This window comes from Ruegeria sp. AM1, from assembly GCF_056540745.1.
Genome location: NZ_JBQFXH010000001.1, coordinates 930372 through 947839 on the forward strand (window position 1 = coordinate 930372; position 17468 = coordinate 947839).

Annotated in this window: 24 protein-coding genes and 1 tRNA gene; 10 read left to right on the forward strand and 15 right to left on the reverse strand. The window is 56.8% G+C overall.

The window, feature by feature from the left end; genetic code table 11:
• Nucleotides 1-35: 35 nt before the first annotated feature.
• From proB to ACR0I7_RS04670, 9 genes are all read right to left on the reverse strand, one after another.
• Nucleotides 36-1142 carry a glutamate 5-kinase gene (proB, locus tag ACR0I7_RS04630; RefSeq protein ID WP_480508886.1) on the reverse strand — a complete coding sequence of 369 codons (1107 nt, stop codon included), beginning with the start codon at nt 1140-1142 and terminating at the stop codon, nt 36-38.
• Nucleotides 1130-2164, reverse strand: a complete 1035-nt coding sequence (gene obgE / locus ACR0I7_RS04635) for a GTPase ObgE (RefSeq protein ID WP_480508888.1) — start codon at nt 2162-2164, stop codon at nt 1130-1132. The genes proB and obgE overlap by 13 nt, the downstream gene beginning before the upstream one ends.
• 37 nt (nt 2165-2201) lie before the next feature.
• Nucleotides 2202-2738: a GNAT family N-acetyltransferase gene (locus ACR0I7_RS04640; RefSeq protein ID WP_480508890.1), complete on the reverse strand. Its 537-nt coding sequence runs from the start codon at nt 2736-2738 to the stop codon at nt 2202-2204.
• Nucleotides 2735-3343, reverse strand: coding sequence for a LysE family translocator (locus ACR0I7_RS04645; protein ID WP_480508892.1), 609 nt, complete (start codon nt 3341-3343; stop codon nt 2735-2737). The genes ACR0I7_RS04640 and ACR0I7_RS04645 overlap by 4 nt, the downstream gene beginning before the upstream one ends.
• Complete coding sequence (locus ACR0I7_RS04650) at nt 3340-3843, reverse strand: GNAT family N-acetyltransferase (protein WP_480508894.1); 504 nt, start codon at nt 3841-3843, stop codon at nt 3340-3342. Before ACR0I7_RS04650 ends, ACR0I7_RS04645 begins: the two co-directional genes overlap by 4 nt.
• Nucleotides 3844-3927: 84 nt before the next feature.
• Nucleotides 3928-4197 carry a 50S ribosomal protein L27 gene (gene rpmA, locus ACR0I7_RS04655; protein ID WP_039535512.1) on the reverse strand — a complete coding sequence of 90 codons (270 nt, stop codon included), beginning with the start codon at nt 4195-4197 and terminating at the stop codon, nt 3928-3930.
• An 11-nt stretch (nt 4198-4208) separates the two neighbouring features.
• Nucleotides 4209-4829: a 50S ribosomal protein L21 gene (locus ACR0I7_RS04660; RefSeq protein ID WP_480508896.1), complete on the reverse strand. Its 621-nt coding sequence runs from the start codon at nt 4827-4829 to the stop codon at nt 4209-4211.
• A 220-nt stretch (nt 4830-5049) separates the two neighbouring features.
• Nucleotides 5050-5859 carry a DUF2059 domain-containing protein gene (locus ACR0I7_RS04665; protein WP_480508898.1) on the reverse strand — a complete coding sequence of 270 codons (810 nt, stop codon included), beginning with the start codon at nt 5857-5859 and terminating at the stop codon, nt 5050-5052.
• On the reverse strand, nt 5859-6701 hold the full coding sequence (locus ACR0I7_RS04670) for a DUF2059 domain-containing protein (protein WP_480508900.1): 843 nt from the start codon (nt 6699-6701) through the stop codon (nt 5859-5861). The genes ACR0I7_RS04665 and ACR0I7_RS04670 overlap by 1 nt, the downstream gene beginning before the upstream one ends.
• A gap of 123 nt (nt 6702-6824) precedes the next feature.
• Between ACR0I7_RS04670 and ACR0I7_RS04675 the strand changes: the two genes are divergently transcribed.
• Both ACR0I7_RS04675 and ACR0I7_RS04680 read left to right on the forward strand, forming a co-directional pair.
• Nucleotides 6825-6914 (forward strand) — tRNA-Ser (locus ACR0I7_RS04675).
• Between the two features lie 207 nt (nt 6915-7121).
• On the forward strand, nt 7122-7643 hold the full coding sequence (locus ACR0I7_RS04680) for a hypothetical protein (protein ID WP_480508902.1): 522 nt from the start codon (nt 7122-7124) through the stop codon (nt 7641-7643).
• A gap of 98 nt (nt 7644-7741) precedes the next feature.
• Here ACR0I7_RS04680 and rpsI read toward each other — a convergent pair whose 3' ends face one another.
• Nucleotides 7742-8227 (reverse strand): 30S ribosomal protein S9, encoded by a 486-nt coding sequence (gene rpsI, locus ACR0I7_RS04685; RefSeq protein ID WP_039535473.1) that lies wholly within the window; start codon nt 8225-8227, stop codon nt 7742-7744.
• Between the two features lie 6 nt (nt 8228-8233).
• Nucleotides 8234-8692, reverse strand: coding sequence for a 50S ribosomal protein L13 (rplM, locus tag ACR0I7_RS04690; RefSeq protein ID WP_480508904.1), 459 nt, complete (start codon nt 8690-8692; stop codon nt 8234-8236).
• 188 nt (nt 8693-8880) lie between these two features.
• Here rplM and ACR0I7_RS04695 point away from each other — a divergent pair, with 188 nt between their 5' ends.
• Complete coding sequence (locus ACR0I7_RS04695; RefSeq protein WP_480508906.1) at nt 8881-9297, forward strand: nuclear transport factor 2 family protein; 417 nt, start codon at nt 8881-8883, stop codon at nt 9295-9297.
• Here ACR0I7_RS04695 and ACR0I7_RS04700 read toward each other — a convergent pair.
• Complete coding sequence (locus ACR0I7_RS04700) at nt 9294-10688, reverse strand: aminotransferase-like domain-containing protein (RefSeq protein WP_480508908.1); 1395 nt, start codon at nt 10686-10688, stop codon at nt 9294-9296. The genes ACR0I7_RS04695 and ACR0I7_RS04700 overlap by 4 nt on opposite strands.
• 99 nt (nt 10689-10787) lie before the next feature.
• On the opposite strand from ACR0I7_RS04700, the gene ACR0I7_RS04705 reads away from it, so the two are divergent.
• Nucleotides 10788-11015: a DUF1127 domain-containing protein gene (locus ACR0I7_RS04705; protein WP_480508910.1), complete on the forward strand. Its 228-nt coding sequence runs from the start codon at nt 10788-10790 to the stop codon at nt 11013-11015.
• A gap of 59 nt (nt 11016-11074) precedes the next feature.
• Here ACR0I7_RS04705 and ACR0I7_RS04710 read toward each other — a convergent pair whose 3' ends face one another.
• On the reverse strand, nt 11075-11518 hold the full coding sequence (locus ACR0I7_RS04710) for a PaaI family thioesterase (RefSeq protein WP_480508912.1): 444 nt from the start codon (nt 11516-11518) through the stop codon (nt 11075-11077).
• Between the two features lie 58 nt (nt 11519-11576).
• On the opposite strand from ACR0I7_RS04710, the gene ACR0I7_RS04715 reads away from it, so the two are divergent.
• The 4 genes from ACR0I7_RS04715 (at nt 11577) to gluQRS (ending at nt 15499) form a co-directional block, all read left to right on the forward strand.
• Nucleotides 11577-12362, forward strand: a complete 786-nt coding sequence (locus ACR0I7_RS04715; protein WP_480508914.1) for an enoyl-CoA hydratase — start codon at nt 11577-11579, stop codon at nt 12360-12362.
• 250 nt (nt 12363-12612) lie between these two features.
• A complete protein-coding gene (trmFO, locus tag ACR0I7_RS04720) occupies nt 12613-13983 on the forward strand; it encodes a methylenetetrahydrofolate--tRNA-(uracil(54)-C(5))-methyltransferase (FADH(2)-oxidizing) TrmFO (protein ID WP_480508916.1) in 1371 nt (456 codons plus the stop codon).
• The gene (locus tag ACR0I7_RS04725) at nt 13980-14594 is read left to right on the forward strand and encodes a class I SAM-dependent DNA methyltransferase (protein ID WP_480508918.1); all 615 of its coding nucleotides are present in this window, start codon (nt 13980-13982) and stop codon (nt 14592-14594) included. Before trmFO ends, ACR0I7_RS04725 begins: the two co-directional genes overlap by 4 nt.
• On the forward strand, nt 14591-15499 hold the full coding sequence (gluQRS, locus tag ACR0I7_RS04730) for a tRNA glutamyl-Q(34) synthetase GluQRS (RefSeq protein WP_480508920.1): 909 nt from the start codon (nt 14591-14593) through the stop codon (nt 15497-15499). Before ACR0I7_RS04725 ends, gluQRS begins: the two co-directional genes overlap by 4 nt.
• Here the strand turns inward: gluQRS and hisI are convergent.
• Nucleotides 15496-15885: a phosphoribosyl-AMP cyclohydrolase gene (gene hisI, locus ACR0I7_RS04735; RefSeq protein WP_480508922.1), complete on the reverse strand. Its 390-nt coding sequence runs from the start codon at nt 15883-15885 to the stop codon at nt 15496-15498. The genes gluQRS and hisI overlap by 4 nt on opposite strands.
• A 48-nt stretch (nt 15886-15933) precedes the next feature.
• Between hisI and ACR0I7_RS04740 the strand changes: the two genes are divergently transcribed.
• Nucleotides 15934-16386 (forward strand): iron-sulfur cluster assembly scaffold protein, encoded by a 453-nt coding sequence (locus ACR0I7_RS04740; RefSeq protein ID WP_480508924.1) that lies wholly within the window; start codon nt 15934-15936, stop codon nt 16384-16386.
• Between the two features lie 58 nt (nt 16387-16444).
• Nucleotides 16445-17083, forward strand: coding sequence for a MarC family protein (locus ACR0I7_RS04745; RefSeq protein WP_480508926.1), 639 nt, complete (start codon nt 16445-16447; stop codon nt 17081-17083).
• Nucleotides 17084-17268: 185 nt separating this feature from the next.
• On the opposite strand, the gene ACR0I7_RS04750 is transcribed toward ACR0I7_RS04745, so the two are convergent.
• Entirely contained in the window at nt 17269-17391 is a 123-nt protein-coding gene (locus ACR0I7_RS04750) for a hypothetical protein (protein ID WP_480508928.1), read from the reverse strand.
• Between the last annotated feature and the right edge of the window lie 77 nt (nt 17392-17468).

Below are 17468 nucleotides of genomic sequence, written 5' to 3' on the forward strand. Positions count from 1 at the left end.
AGCTCCCTTTCAGGTCGGTGTGTTTGGTTTTTGGGTCATAGCGCAAGGTCATCGCGGTGGATCAACGCAGCTCGCCCCGGATAGCCCAACGTAGCCTCAATCTCAGACGATTTCCGGCCCTTTATGGCATCCGCCTCTTGCGCAGTATAGCGGCTGAGGCCCTGCGCCAGCCGCCGCGCGCCGGGTGCAAGAACAGCAACCGGATCGCCGCGACCAAAATCACCGGTCACCTCGACAATACCAGCGGGCAGCAGGCTTTTGCCATTCGACAGCGCCCGCGCCGCACCTTCGTCGACCGTGATCTCACCACGCGGTTTCATCGCCGATATCCATCGCTTGCGCGCCGCATGTGGATCAAGGGTTGCCGTGAACCATGTGCAGTTCGCACCACTTTCAAGCGTTTTCAAAGGGTTCAAAACCGAACCTTCCGTAATCGCCATATCACAACCCGCAGCTGTCGCCATTTTGGCGGCCAACAGCTTGGTTTTCATTCCGCCCTTGGACAGACCCGAACCGGCATCCCCTGCCATGGCCTCAATCTCGGGCGTAATGTGTTCGATCACCTCGTAACGGGTGGCTGTGGCATCCTCGTTGGGGTTGCCGGAATAGAACCCGTCGACATCCGAGAGCAGGATCAGCTGATCTGCGCCAACCGTCACCGCGATTTGCGCTGCAAGGCGGTCGTTGTCGCCATAGCGGATCTCATCGGTCGCCACCGTGTCGTTTTCGTTAACGATCGGAACAACGCCCAGGCTCAGCAGTGTTTCCAATGTCGCCCGCGAATTCAGATAGCGCCGGCGATTTGCGCTGTCTTCCAGCGTCACCAGAACCTGTGCGGTCTTGATGTCATGCGGGGTCAGCGCTTCTTCATAGGCGCGCGCCAACCTGATCTGACCCACTGCGGCAGCGGCCTGCGACTGCTCCAGAGGCAGGTTTGCCATCGGCAAATCCAGAACACCGCGCCCCAGCGCGATCGAACCGGACGACACCAAGATGACATCCGTGCCCCGTTTTTTCAAAGCAGCCACATCTTGGGCCAGAGAATGCAACCAATCCGAGCGCAACAAGCCGGTTTCCCGGTCCACCAACAAGGCGGAGCCGATCTTTACGACCAAGCGCTGTGCCGTGGTCAGGGATGCCAAGGCTCGGCCTCCTCGGTGGGTTTCTGACGCAGTCGGTTTTCGTCAATCTGCGCCCGCAAGGCGCGCAGCACCTCGGTCACGCCCAGATGCGCAACACCCGACATGGTCATCACCGGACCGCCAACCGCTTCTTCCAGTTCAGAACAGGCTAATTCGCGCTCTTCTTCGTCCAGCGCGTCGATCTTGTTCAACACAGTGATCCGAGGCTTTTCCGCCAGCGCTCCGCCATAGGCTTCAAGCTCGTGAATAATCGTGCGGTAATCCTCGGCCACGGTCTCGGACGTGCCATCCACCAGATGCAGCAGAACCGCGCAGCGCTCGACATGGCCCAGAAAACGGTCACCGATGCCGCGCCCCTCATGTGCGCCTTCGATCAGGCCGGGGATGTCTGCAACAACAAATTCTACGTTGTCGACACCAACAACGCCGAGGTTTGGATGAAGCGTGGTAAACGGATAATCGGCGATTTTGGGGCGCGCGTTCGAGGTTGCGGCCAAAAAGGTTGATTTGCCTGCATTGGGCAAGCCCAGTAGCCCGGCATCTGCAATCAGCTTGAGGCGCAGCCAGATGGTCCGGTCGATCCCCGCCTGCCCCGGATTGGCGCGGCGCGGCGCCTGATTGGTGGCTGACTTAAAATGCAGGTTGCCAAAGCCGCCATTGCCACCCTTGGCCAGCAAAACACGCTCACCAACCTCGGTCAGGTCGCAGATGACGGTCTCTTCGTCTTCGTCCAGAATCTCGGTGCCGACCGGGACGCGCAGGATGATGTCATCGCCATCCTTGCCGGTGCGCTGCTGACCGCGCCCAGGCTGGCCGTTCTTGGCAAAAAAGTGCTGCTGATAGCGAAAGTCGATCAGTGTGTTCAACCCGTCCACAACCTCGGCCCAGACAGACCCACCCTTGCCGCCGTCGCCGCCATCAGGGCCGCCGTATTCGATATATTTTTCGCGCCGAAAGCTGACGCAGCCGTTACCTCCGGCCCCGGACCGGATGTAGACCTTTGCAAGATCGAGAAATTTCATGTGTGTCCCCTACTGCAAAGGCCCCACCGGCCACAAGTCAGAGTTTCTTTGTATAAGTCCAGGTGGGCACATTCGCATCGCGCGCCACCGAATAGCTTTCCGCATCGCCTAGGTACTGGAACCCGCAATGGGTCAGCACCCGTGCCGAGGCCGGATTGTCCTGAAACACGCTGGCGAACATGGTCGCGTTCTTCAGCGGGTTTTCGTTCACCAACACCTCAACGGCCAAGGAGGCGATACCTGTGTTCCAATAGATCGGCGCAACCCAGTATCCTACTTCGGATTGGTTACGATCCAGCCGTGTCAGCGAGATCAGGCCGATCAGTTCGGGGCCACCATCCTTGGTGGCATCCATGGCCCAGACATCCTCTTCGCGCTCATCTGCCATCGCCCGGTTGACGAAAGCCTCGATCGAGCCCGGGGGCAATGGATGCGGGATCGTGGTGGTCATACGCGCCACGCGTTCGTCACCTGCATAATGCTCGATGAGACCCATATCCGACCGGCGCAGGGGGCGCAGATCGAAACGCTCGGTTTCAATGACCGGCTGATTTATTATTGTCTCAAGTTTCATGAGTGCGTTCCTCCTCCGAACAACACAAAAAGTACGGACGCAACAGTGAGACTCGCTAACGTCCACATCAGATATTTTTCCGCAGGCCGTCCTTCAACCATGTGGGCAATTCTATCACCTGCAAATGTCCAGATCGGATGAAGCAGCACCTGACAAAACAACAAACAGAGAGCGATTGTGATCGTAGCCTCAAAACTTGGCGTTCCTGTGGCGACAAAACCAGTGAAACCCGCAATGATCATGGCCCAGGCCTTGGGGTTCAGCGGATGCACGATCAGACCCGCCCAAAAGCTGGGTGCCGCGCCCTCACTCGCCTGCCGAGACAACCTGGTGTTGGCGATTTTCCAGGCCAACCACATGATGTAAGCCGCCGAGGCATATTTCAGCACCGAGAACACCATCGGTGCCTGCTCGGCCAAGTGTAGCAGGCCAAATCCTACGGGCCAAATAATCAACTGCTTACCCAGAATGACGCCGCCCACAAACGGCAACGCCGCCCGAAACCCATAGCGCGCACCTGTTCCCAGCAGGACCATATTGGCCGGTCCCGGCGTGCCGACCTGAGAGGCGGCAAAGATCAGGAAACTGGTGGTTGCAACGGTCATTGCACTCCCTCCCACCGCCTGCGGCTCAGGTACATTCTGCGCAGGGAATGCTGTTTGCCAGTCGCCGGGCAGTTTGCCTGCTCCAGCATACCTGCAACGAAGCCCAGTTTTCTTAGAACGCGATGCGACGCTCGGTTACCAACAAAGTAACCGCTCTTCAAACGTGCCTGACCCTTTGCGAAATAGCGCGTAATCATAGCCGTTGCAGCCTCGGAGGCGATGCCTTGCCCCCAATGCTCAGGCGCGATCCAATAACCCAACTCTCGTTCCGTACCGACGCAGCCAACAAGCCGGGCGTCGCGGAACGCTAGAAACGTGTTCCCAGAACGCCCTTTGTTCCGTGTAATGAAACTGATCGCATCCTTACGAGTATACGGGAAGGGCGCACGGGTCAGCCAGCGCGACACGTTTAGATCATTCATGATCCGCGCCACATCCATCGCGTCACCCATCTGAGGGCGGCGCAGAGCAAGACGCTGGGTTGTGATCACTTCGGTCATGAGACCGCTCCTGAAAACGAGAAAGGGGACCGGCATTTTCTGCCGGTCCCCCATGAATTTTTGATTAACCTTCTGGGTTTCGGCTTACTCTGCGGCCTCCGCCACTGGCAGGACCGAAATGAAGGTGCGATTCTTGAGGCCCTTATGGAACTTCACGGCGCCATCGGTGGTTGCAAAGATGGTGTGATCTTTGCCCATACCTACGCCTTCGCCCGGCCAGAACTTGGTGCCGCGCTGACGTACGATGATGTTGCCTGCGATGGCCGCCTGGCCACCATAGAGTTTCACGCCAAGGCGACGACCCGCTGAGTCGCGACCGTTACGGGAGGAACCGCCAGCTTTTTTATGTGCCATTCTCTCTCTCCTTAGCCTTTGGCCAGTTCTTTGGCCTGCTCAACCCATTCGGGCTTCACTTTGACGGTGTCGATAGCAGCAATCTGCTCGTCCGACAAGGCGGCCAGAGCAGCAAAGCTCTCGATACCGGCCTCAGCCAGCTTTTTGGCAGCGGCAGGGCCGACACCATTCAGCTTGGTCAGATCATCGGCAGCAACTGCGGCGGCAGGTGCCTCTGCCTTGACTTCTGCTTTCTTGGCAGCAGGCTTTTTCGCTGCAGGAGCAGCTTCGCCAGCCGGTGCAGAGCCGGTTGCAGCCTTAATGCCCGACTTGTCAGCGCCCGACGACAGGATGTCGGTGATTTTGACCAGGGTCAGCTTCTGACGATGGCCAACGGTACGCTTCGAGCTGTGCTTACGACGGCGCTTGACGAATTTGATGACCTTGTCACCTTTGATCTGTTCGATCACTTCGGCTTGAACGCCTGCGCCTTCAACGAAAGGTGCGCCAACAACCGGTGCGTCGCCGCCCAGCATCAGAACATCGTTGAATTGAACTGTTTCACCTGCATCGGCAGCCAGCTTTTCAACACGGAGCAGATCGCCCGCCTGAACCTTGTACTGCTTGCCGCCAGTCTTGAGGACCGCAAACATGCGTCTTTCCTTTTCATACCCGCGTTCTGTGGTCCCCATCTGGGTGTTTCGGCCTCAGGAAACCTGAAAGCCACCTCGAACAGCGCGCCCTTTTCGGGCTGTGTGACGACCCGTCGGAATAAGCCCTAGGATCAAATAATAACGAGACCCGGCGCGGAAGATCCGGCCGGGATGCGCGCTTATCTAAACTCCTGAGCGGAAAGTCAACCGAAAACCGGCATCAAAGTTCGGAACCGTTGATCACACCGCCAACGGCCAGACCAAGCTTATATGATATCTCATCAAACATGCTGTTGAGCCCGGAAAACATCGCCGCGCTAAAGGCCTGTCCGGCCTCGGTCCGGGAAAAGGCGATGTTCTTGCGCAGTTGCTCTTCGTCCAGCGGCCGATATGCAAGCAAGAGAAAGGAATATACCCAGTCCCGCGTCGCGTCCTCGGTCTCTTGCTTTTGCGCAAGCAGCCCGGCAATCACCTCGCCATCGTCCAGCACCAGCCCCTGCCCGTCAGCGACCCCCCGAAAGAAGCGAAAATCAGAACTGAATGCGCCCTGCACGTTCTGGTCAATCAGATCGTTGACCTCGACGTATTCGTCCACCAACTGATACAGCTGACTGTCCCGCCCCATATCCTCATATGCGGCCTGCGCCATTTCTTCGACCGTTTCATCAGCAAATGCGCGGCGTGCGGTGTTTTCCAGCGTGATGAGCGTCTGACCCAGATCACTTTCAAAAAAGATCGCGGCCTGTTCCAGATGGCTTTCACTCATCCCTTCGGCCATTGCATCCGAAATCACCGAACGCATCCATACCGGGTCATAGATGTTCTGGACCTGCGTCTCAAAAAAGGCACCTCCGGCACCCTCCATCAGCGTTTTGTCCAGCTCACGCCCTTGCGCCAGTCCTTCATCCTGAAAGATTTCGACAACATCATCAATCTGCAGCGCAGCTGTCAGGCGATTGACATATTCGCCAGCCGAAACCGGCGCGGCCCATATCGCGATGGCCGACAAAAAAGTAAAAGCCAGGCGCATCAGATATCCTGAGCCGGATGCAGATCGGCCATCCGCGCCGCCAATACCTCGAATCTCATGGCCATGATCTCGTACTGAATGGCATTCAACAGCTCGTAAACCTCCTGCATCAGAGGCTGTTCCAGCGCTTTGGTATAAGCGCTCACGTCTTCATCCGAGAAATCCTGATAGGTATACGCAGCCCCCGCCAGCGCGGAAAGCTGAAGAGACTGGCGCATCTGAGGCTCATTCTGTTTCATAAGTTCACGCAGCTCTTCCGAGCTGAACTGAAGGTCAATTACTCCTGAGGCGCTGGCCGCCAGCAGAAACCGAAGCTGAATCTCCTGAAGCGCCCGCAGTGCAGTGCCGCTGGAATCGATGGCCTGGTTCATCCTCTTCAAGCTTTCGACGCGTTGCGAGCCTGACTTGACCAGATCCGCCACGATCTGCTGACCCTCCTCCTGCTTGACCTCATCATCCTCAATCATATGAGCCGCATTTTCGGCCTCAACCAACCGCTGTCCCAGATCAGAGGCGTAAAACTCGACCGCATGGGTCAGCGCTTCGTCACTCAGCGTCTGTTCAAGTATGGACACCGCTGTTTCATGCATCTCACCTGTATCGAAGACCTCTTCGGTCAGACGGGTCCAGTCCGAGCCAAATCCGTCGGGATCAACCCCCAGCATCCGGGGCGCGGAAGCGGATGCAAATGCGATGCTTTCCAGGGCCACGTCAAACCCTGTGGTCGTCAGGAAAGCTTCGATCTGATCCCTGCTGGCGGCCGATGCCGACAAGGTAAATGTCGCCAGCGCGACGAACGGTACAAACAGGATCAGAACAAAGCGTTGGATAAAGTAAGCCATAATACGCAGCCTAGGCCTTTTCGATGCGCAGGCAATGGAAAATCCAAGCTTTGACGAAATCCTGAATTTTCCACTTGCACCCCTGCCCGTTCCTCACTAAATCCCCCCCTCACAGACCCCCGCGGAGAGGTGCCGGAGTGGTCGAACGGGGCGGTCTCGAAAACCGTTGTGGGTGCAAGCCCACCCAGGGTTCGAATCCCTGTCTCTCCGCCACTATTCAGCTTTGGCAGATATTTCAACGGCGACGGTCATTGTGCATCGCTCGCTTGTGCTACAGTGGCGTGAACTTGCCGCTTTTGAGTGACCGGATCAGCGCGGCATGGCTCAAATCGCTGAGCTGCAATGGTTCTTCGGGTTTTCCCCTTTGATACCGCTTAGGTTTTTCCCATCTCAGCGGCACATGTTTCAAAGGAGATCACGATGTCCCGCCTATTTCTTGTTATTATCATCGTCGTCATTGGCGTCGGCGCGTATTTTTACATCAACCAGCCCGAACTAACTCCGGGCGAACAACTACAATCCGCAACTGAAAATGCTGGTGAAGCGGTAACCGAAACGGCATCAGCCGCGCAGGAAACGGCCAGCGAAGCGATTGAAACCGCAACAAGCGAAGCCAGCGAAGCTGCATCGAGCATTGCAGAGCAGGCTAACGAGGCTGCGACCCAAGCTGGAGAAACCGCAACCGAGCTTGCCACTCAGGCTGGCGACCAAGTCGCTGCATTGGCTGGTCAAGGTCAAGACCTGCTTAACAGCTGGGTGCAACAAGGCATGCTGACGGCGCAGCAGTTTGATTATGATGCGATGGTAGCATCGGTTCAGGACAGCACACTGACGCAAGATGTAAAAACACAGGTCATTGAGATTCTCGATGACATCAAAGCTGCCCCTGAAACGGTTGTCACCAGAGTTCAAGAACTAAGCACCCTTATGTCTCAACAGTAACCTCAAACGGCTTTTCCAGCAGTTGACAGCTGGAAAAGCCAACACAAAAAAACGGCCGCAGGATACTGCGGCCGTTAATACTTTGATTGTCGTTGCGATTAACGCTTCGAGAACTGGAACGAACGACGCGCTTTGCGCTTACCGTATTTCTTACGTTCAACAACGCGGCTGTCGCGGGTCAGGAAGCCAGCGGCTTTCAGGGCGCCACGCAGCGACGGATCGTACAGTTGCAGCGCTTTCGAGATGCCGTGCTTAACCGCACCGGCTTGACCGGTCAGGCCACCGCCTTTGACGGTTGCGACAACGTCGAACTCACCTTCCACACCAGCAACCTGAAACGGCTGGCGCAGGATCAGCTGCAGAACGGGACGCGCGAAGTACTTGTCTTGGTCTTTGCCGTTCACGGTGACTTTGCCGGAACCTGGCTTGATCCAAACGCGGGCAACAGCGTCTTTACGCTTGCCGGTTGCATAGGAACGACCCAGCTCGTCACGTACGGGTTCACGCACAATGACTTCTTCGGCCACGGTTTCAACGCCTGCGACGGCGCTCAGCTCTTCGAGAGTATTGATCTGATCAGCCATCGGTCATTAGCTCCGGGTGTTTTTCTTGTTCATGGACTTTACGTCCAGAACTTCGGGCGCTTGCGCCTCATGAGGATGCTCGGCACCGGCATAAACACGCAGGTTGGTCATAACCTGACGAGACAGGCGGTTGCCCGGCAGCATGCGCTTGACCGCTTGGGTCACGACGCGCTCGGGGTGGGCACCCTCGAGGATCTGCTGCTTGGTGCGGGACTTGATGCCGCCCGGGTGGCCAGTGTGCCAATAGAAGTTTTCTTCGCGCTTCTTGCCGGTCATCTGGATTTTGTCAGCGTTGATCACGATGACATTGTCGCCCATGTCCATGTTCGGCGTGAACGACGGTTTGTGCTTACCACGCAGGCGCATGGCGACGATCGAGGCAAGACGGCCCAGAACAACGCCCTCGGCGTCGATCAGGATCCATTTCTTGTCGATGTCTGCAGGTGTTGCAGAAAAGGTTTTCATGGCAGGATAGTCCTGTTTGATGTGAAAGACCGCCCTAAGACAGAGCGGCCCGAATTCGATGGAGCGTGTTTAGAGGGGGTGCCGTGTTGGGTCAATACACACAAACAAGTAATTATTGTTTGATTTCATACAGTTAAAAAATAGGTATTATTTTACCCCAATATTTACCATAGTTCCGCAGTCAATTGATGCTGACCATTCTTATGCACCCCGCCTTAACAATGGAGAGCTACATGCCGGATTTCGACCAGACAATCAGCACTTATGGTGCAGCATGGCAGGAAAAGAACCCGGATCGACGGCTGGATTTGCTTACCGCCTGTTTCGCTGAGCACGGTCGCTATGTCGACCCCACAGCAGATATCACTGGGCGCGCGAACCTGAGCGCGCATATCGGTCGGGTGCTTGAAGAAACCCGAGGTCTGGTCGAGATCACAAGCGAACCGAACACCCATCATGACGTCGTCCATTTCAGGTGGCACATGGTTGCGCCGGACGGCTCGGTCCTTGTGACAGGTCACGACTTTGCGCGATTGGATGATGCTGCGCAAATCCTACATTTGTCGGGGTTCTTCGGGGACCCTGCCCTTTTGGATCAACCTTAAACGCTGATCTGCTCCGGCGGGTTATCCAGCAGGGCTCGTAAGCGCTGCATCGCGCTCTCAAACGAGCTTTTGGCGACGCGTGCATTTATTGCGATCCTGACCGCATGAGGCGCGCGACCATCGCGGAGGGCGAACTCATCTGCAGACCTGATCTGCACCCCTTCCGATTCTGCAGCACGGCAAAACGCAGCGGACCGCCACCCCGAGGGCAGCTTCAACCAGACAAAAGGTACATCGCAATGCCAATTCAGATCAAAACCACCCAGGGTATTCACCGCGATCATGACATATTCTGCCACACCTTCCCGGACATTCTGCGCCAATTGCTTGCTACGGGGATCAGATAACAAGATCCGCGCAACCTCGGCTAATGGGCGGGCCAGACCGAAAAAACCATACTCTGCCACCTGCCGCAGCTCATTGCCGCGCCCGCGCGGAGCGATGGCAAATCCAACCCGCAACGCGGGTGTCAGAGTCTTGGAAATAGAGCTTACGTGCCACCCGCTTTCCGGCATAAGCGCTCTGTAACTTGGTGCGCGGGCATCGCCGATGCGATAACAATCGTCTTCCAGGATTTCCATCCCGTGCTTGCGGGCCACACGCACAAGTGCCTGTCGACGCTCGACCGGAGTATGGGTGGCCGTGGGGTTCTGAACTTCGGGCGAGGTGCAAAAAACCTGCGCCTTCGTCTGGCGCGCTGCGGCATCAAGCGCTTCTGGCAACACACCATGCTCATCCATTGGAACACCAACGACATTTGCGCGCAGTATTTGTGCCGATCGTCGAAATCCCGCATAAGACAGATCCTCGACCAAAATCGTTGGCGATGGGTTCTTCAAGATCGTTTGCAGAACCAACGAGATAGCATTTTGCCCTCCGTGGGACAGAATGACATCACTTTCCTTCAGAACACCCAGGGGCACGTCACTCAACCAGTCAACAACGGCTTGTCGAACTGGCCGGTATGCATCGCGGCTGGGATAGCTCAGAAAATCCTCTGCAGGACCTTTGGAAGCCTCTATCAGGGCAGCCCGAACGGCAGATACCTGCCCCACGTCCGGCAATAGAGGACTAAACAAGCGAACCGCATCAGTCTCTGGTGGCTCAGTTTGCCGTGCCCAGATATCGTCTGGCACAGGCGTTTTGGGCGGCGCGACAAATGTACCACGTCCGACCTCGGCTTGTAGCAAACCTTCATCGGTCAGAATCGTGTATGCTCTGGCAACTGTGCCGGGTGTGATTTGTAACCTATAGGCAAGTTCTCGCACCGGCGGAAGCTTTGATCCAACGTCTAAGATATTGTTATAAATAGCTTTTCGGATTGTATCGGCAACCAGAGTGTATTTGGGACCTTTAGATTTCGGCAACGAGTCGGGCCAAATTGTATCCATTACAATTCTTCCTTTGCTTTCGACACAATTTCGAATGTATCAAGTAAACATATCGAACATCAACGCTTTGTGTCAATACAATTTGAAAGGATACCCATCATGACACGCGCAATGCACAAACCCGCCCTTCTGCTGCTTAACGACAGTCCCCGGCTGCCGCTGATCGCTGCACTGGCCGTGCAGTTTGCGGCGACCGTCACAAAATGGGAACGTCGGCGTCGCAGCCGCGTCAATCTGGGCAACCTGGATGCCCGACTGCTGCGAGACGTTGGATTGACGCAATTCGAAGCCGATCGCGAAGTCAGACGTTATTTCTGGCTTAGCTAACTTATCCCCAGTCCCATTTCGGGACCTCTTCCTGGCCGGGACTTGTTCCCGGCCTTTTTTCATCCAAATGCAGCCGCTGCGGACCCTGCGGGAGGGATGGAATAGGTCATGCTGGCCCGCGCTGCGGGCAAGTCTGCGCCGTCTGAGTAGATCAGAACATCACCAACTGCCAATGTACGCCCAAGCTTCAGCAACCTGCACTTAGCGACAATATCGACATCTCCGTCAGGTTTTCGCAGAAAGTCCAAAGAGCAATTGGTTGTCACCGCCAGAGACTGCCGCCCTTTGCGCGCAAGCACCATGGCATAGATACTGACATCGGCCAGAGCGAACATTGAAGGCCCTGACACGGTGCCGCCCGGTCTCAGATGACGCTCTTCGATGACCATGCGCATCCTGATCGTGTCTTCCGTCAGATCTTCGACGACAAAATCCTTATGCACCTGAGGAAAAACCTCTGCGAGATAGGCCGACAGGTCCTCTTTGTTCAAAACCAACGACATGCTTTCCCTCTTTGCTGTACCAACCTAGAGTTGGCCAGACAGCCAGCGGGAGGGCAAGATGGCAATTCTGGAACGTAACGACACGGGCGCAGTTGCGCGCCTGAACATGAACGCACCCGAACGGTTGAATGCTCTCAGCGATGAGATGCTGGCCGCCCTTCAATCCGAGTTCGATGCGCTGCGGGAGGATACCTCCATCCGCGCCGTCATCCTGTCCGGCGCGGGCAAAGCCTTTTGCGCTGGCCACGATCTGAAACAGATGACAGAGGGTCGTCAGGCCGAAGATGGCGGGCGTGCCTATTTCCGGGATCTGTTTGAACGTTGCGCGCAGATGATGATGTCCATCCAGTCGCTACCTCAGCCTGTCATCGCGCAAGTCCACGGTATCGCGACGGCGGCGGGCTGTCAGTTGGTGGCGACCTGTGACCTGGCCGTTGCCGCAGAAACAACACGTTTTGGGGTAAATGGCGTCAATATCGGCCTGTTCTGTTCGACCCCGATGGTTGCCCTCAGCCGGAACATCCCCCGAAAACACGCGTTCGAGATGCTGACAACCGGCGATTTCATCTCGGCCGAACGCGCCGCTGAACTGGGCCTGATCAATCGCGTCGTACCCGAAATGCTGTTGGAACACGAAACCGTATCCCTGGCCGAGCAGCTGGCGTCCAAACTGGGAGCCGCTGTAAAGATCGGAAAACAGGCATTTTATCAGCAGCTACAAATGCCGTTGGATCAGGCATATGCCTATACCAAAGAGGTAATGACCGAGAATATGCTGTATCGCGACACAGAAGAAGGGATTTCGGCATTTATCGAAAAACGATCACCAAATTGGCCGCAATGACGCAAAGGTGATACATAATTTTATCGACTGTTCTCATTTTTGCACTTTTCAAATGGGCGACACTGTGGCAATGGTGAGACAAGGCTGAGGCCTTGATATACTTTTGGGTCGCCGTGGGCGGAAGGTCCCTCCAGGCTGGTTTCTCTCACCGGCGCGAACGTTCCCGCAGCGGCGACCCCAAAAATCCCTTAATATCATTTCCCCGATTGTGTCATTGCGCATGCCTGCATGCTGCCCTATTTGGCTGCTCATGACACAGAAATTGCATATCGTGGGCGGCGGCATGGCCGGGTCCGAAGCCGCATGGCAAGCTGCCGAGATGGGCGTAGACGTGGTGATCCACGAAATGAGGCCAAAGGTCGGCACCTTTGCCCACCAGACCGGCAATCTGGCAGAGATGGTGTGTTCGAACTCGTTTCGCTCGGATGATGATGAGCAAAACGCCGTCGGGCTGCTGCATTGGGAAATGCGTGCTGCCAATGGTCTGATCATGACAACAGCCGATGCCCATCGTCTGCCGGCGGGCGGGGCGTTGGCCGTGGATCGCGATCCGTTTGCCGAAACGGTCACCGCCAGACTGCATGCGCATCCGCGGGTCAGCGTCACCGGGGAAGAGGTCACCACCCTGCCCGATGACGGCCAGTGGGTTTTTGCCACCGGTCCGCTGACCTCGCCCGCATTGGGCGATGCGATCCGCGCCCAAACCGGCGCCGAGGCGCTGGCGTTCTTCGATGCCATTGCCCCGATCGTCTATGCCGAAAGCATCGATATGAGCCGGGCGTGGATGCAATCACGCTATGACAAGGGCGAGACCGAGGAAGAACGCACCGCCTATCTGAACTGTCCGATGGATCGCGATCAATACGAAGCTTTCATCGACGCCCTGCTGGCCGCCGACAAAACGGAATTCCACGAAGGTGAAACCGCCGGTTACTTTGACGGCTGCCTGCCGATCGAAGTGATGGCCGAACGCGGTCGTGAAACGCTGCGGCACGGGCCGATGAAACCGGTCGGCCTGACCAATCCACACCAGCCCGAGGTCAAACCCTATGCGGTGGTCCAACTGCGGCGCGATAACGCGCTGGGTACGCTGTTCAACATCGTCGGTTTTCAGACCAAGATGAAATACGGCGCGCAGACTGAAGTTTTTCGCATGATCCCCGGGCTTGAGAATGCCAGCTTTGCCCGGTTGGGTGGCATTCATCGCAATACATTCATCAACTCACCCACGCTGCTGGATGCGGAAATGCGTCTGAAATCCAAGCCCAACATCCGTTTTGCCGGACAGATCACCGGCGTCGAAGGCTATGTCGAAAGTGCTGCGATGGGGTTGCTGTCAGGCCGCTTGGCTGCTGCTGAGATATTGGGGCAACCGCTGCCTCCGGTGCCGCAGGACAGTGCGATGGGCGCGCTGATCCATCACATTACCGGCGGGGCCGAGGCCAAAACCTTTCAGCCGATGAACGTGAACTTTGGCCTTTTCCGCCCCGTTGAGGGTCTGAAAGGTGGCCGCCGTGGGCGCAAGGATCGCTACAAGGCCTATACAGACCGCGCCAAGGCGGCCTGGTCAGAGTGGTTGACTGGACGTATACCCCAGCCCGCGCCTAACATGTCTGTATGAGCAAAAAGTTCCTCGACAGCACCTATGATCTGAGCACACCGCAGGAAACGCGGAAACATTATCAGAAATGGGCTGCCTCATATGACGATGAGGTCGGCACCCATGGATATGCCACACCCGGTCGTGTGGCCGAGGCACTGTGGGACAAGTTGCCCGAGGCGCAGACACCGATCCTCGACTTTGGATGCGGCACCGGCCTGTCCGGCGTGGCCCTGCGCGCGGCCGGATTTGAAGTCATCGATGGCATGGACCCGACACAGCAGATGCTTGACGGTGCGGCCGCCAAAGGCGTGTATCGCAACCTCTCAACCTTCGAGATCACGGACCCCGCCCCTGTGCCGCAAGGCGCATACCGGGCCGTGACCGCGATCGGAGTGATCGGCGCAGGTGCAGCACCACCGGATACCTTCGACATGCTCATGAAGGCTCTGCCCAATGCGGGGCTTTTGGCGTTTTCGTTCAACGATCACACGCTGGAAGACCACACATATACCTCGCGCCTGAGCGATTGGCTGGACATGGGGTCGGCCCGGCTGCTGTTTCGGGAATATGGCCCTCACCTGCCCGGCCTTGACTTGAAATCTGACGTTTACATTGTTGAAAAGTCGTGACCTTTACCACCAGATTTGCCCCATCGCCAACCGGTCCTCTGCATCTGGGCCATGCTTATTCCGCCCTTGTTGCCCATGACATGGCACAGCGCGCGGGCGGGACGTTTCTGTTGCGGATCGAGGATATCGACCAGACCAGATCGCGCAACCAGTGGGAAGATCAGATCTATGACGATCTCGCATGGCTTGGCCTGACATGGCCAAAACCAGTTCTGCGTCAATCCGAGCGCATGCATATCTATGACAAAGCGCTGGACACACTCTGGCAGCGCGGTCTGCTGTACCCCTGCACCTGCAATCGTCGCGATATCGCGGCGGCGACAAGCGCCCCGCAGGAAGGTGCCCCGCTGCTGGGCCCTGATGGGATTATCTATCCGGGCACCTGTCGCAGAACCTGGACCGCATCGGAGCTGGGCGAACGCCCCAGAGATGTCGCGCTCAGGCTGAATATGGCCGAAGCGATCCGCACGCATCGTGAGCTGTTCGACAGCCAAGCGGCATTTCAGGAGCTTGGTCACGGACCAGACGTAGAAACCGGTTTGGTTAGCTTCACCGCCGAGGACATGATGCAGACCATCGGCGATGTCGTTGTATCCCGCCGAGGTATGGGGACCTCTTATCATCTGTCCGTGGTTCTGGACGATGCCACACAGGGGATTACCCATGTAATCCGCGGTCAGGACCTATTCGAGGCAACCAGAATTCATATTTTTTTACAGCATCTTCTGGGGCTTTCCTGCCCCGATTATCTGCATCATCGCCTGATCCGCGATGAGGCCGGGAAACGGTTGGCAAAACGCGATGATGCGCGGGCGATCATGAAATACCGGCAGGACGGCGCGACACCTGATGATATCCGCCGCCTTGTCGGGCTGGACAGTTCTGCCACGCTGTCGCGCGCTTAGGTCATGGGGGACATCAGCTCTATTTCATCGCCATCACGTATCGCGGTGTAAAAGCAACTACGCCGGTTGGTGTGGCAGGCCGGGCCAGTTTGTTTCACCACAACAAGCAGGCAATCGCGATCACAATCGACCCGGAAATCCACCAGTTCCTGCACATGCCCCGAACTTTCGCCTTTGATCCAGAACGCCTGTCGCGACCGGGACCAATAGGTGACACGCCCTGTTGCCAGCGTTTGCGCGATAGACTCGGCGTTCATCCACGCCATCATCAGCACCTCGCCCGAATGCTCATCCTGAGCGATGGCAGGAACCAGACCAGCATCGTTGTATTTCAGGGTCAACGGGTCGAAACGAGCAGTGTTTGACATGGTAAAAACCTTTTGCATCCCAGAACATGGCCACTATGTATGGGGAACAGCTAACGAGGGAAAGCCATGTCGGGCGAAACCGATCTGATCAAGCTATATTCCGGTCGTATTCTGGCCCTTGCTGCGGACATTCCGCATCTGGACCGCTTGAAAGACCCGGATGCCAGCGTCAAGAAACGCTCGCCCCTCTGTGGGTCGACGGTCACCGTCGACGTCAAGGTGCGCGATGGACGCATCGCGGAATTCGGTCAGGACGTCAAAGCCTGCGCGCTGGGTCAAGCCTCGGCAGCTGTTGTTGGCGAGGCAATCATCGGCGCGACGCGGGCGCAAGTCGATACGGCCCACGATCAGTTGTCAGAGATGCTCAAGAACGGCGGACCGGCACCAGATGCTCCGTTTGACGCTCTTGAGGTACTGATGCCCGCACGCGACTACAAGAACCGCCACGCCTCGATCCTGCTGGCGCTGGATGCCACCGCCGAAGCCATGGCGCAGGCCGAACAGGCCAATTGTGCCTAATCGTGGCATTTTTTGCTAAACGCGTCTAACCTCTCAAAGACATTCGAGGGGAAGCCCGTTGAACAATTTGCTTGAACACTTCGTAACGCTTTGGGTCGTGATCGACCCTATTGGAACAATCCCTGTATTCATCGCCGTCACCGCGGGGCTTGAAGCGGCCCGGCGCCGTCGCACAGCATTGCTGGCCTCGCTGATCAGCGCCGGAATTCTGCTGTTCTTTCTCGTTTTTGGCCAACTACTGATCGAAGCGCTGGATATCGGCCTCAACTCATTCCAGGTGGCTGGCGGCATCATCCTGTTTCTCTTCGCGCTGACCATGATCTTTGGCGAAAGTAAGCAAGACGTCGAACAGCAACTCGCCGAGGACGACAAAGACGACAAAATCCACAAGCATAATCCGGCCATCTTTCCGCTGGCTGTTCCGTCCCTTGCTTCGCCTGGTGCGATGCTTGCCGTGGTGATCTTGACGGATAACAACAGATTCAGCGCCGTGGATCAGAGCATCACTGCACTGGTCATGCTGTCGGTGCTGGCTTGTGCATTTGTCCTGATGTTGCTGGCCGAACCGATCATCCGTTTAATTGGACATTCTGGCACAGCCATAATCAGCCGCGTTATGGGGATGATACTTGCCTCAGTCGCGGTGAACTCGGTCCTGTCGGCAATGCTGGAAATTCTCAAAACCGGGCAGCTATAAAAAAAACCGCCGCACCTTCCGGGCGAAAGGGCGGCGGCAGGATATGCGTGTCTCGTGTGGGGTCCGGATAACCGCGCGGGGCCGAGGCATGGCCCCCTCAAGGGAATTGGGACAGACAGGTCACCCTTGATCGAAATGGGGATGACAGCGCGGCTTAATCGGCACGAGATCGCAGGCAGAAAGGCTTAGAACCCCGCGGGCAGGTGAAGGGCAATCACCAGCATAACCACCAGAGATACCGCACCCGCTGCATCCTGCAAAAACGTGGCCTGCGAACGGCTGAAAGCGGTCTTAATCTGGGTCAGCATGGTCTCACCTCCGGTCAGAGCTTTAATCCTTTGTTGACCTTTTGTTCTCATATTTTAGCGAGTCGGTAAAGAACTTT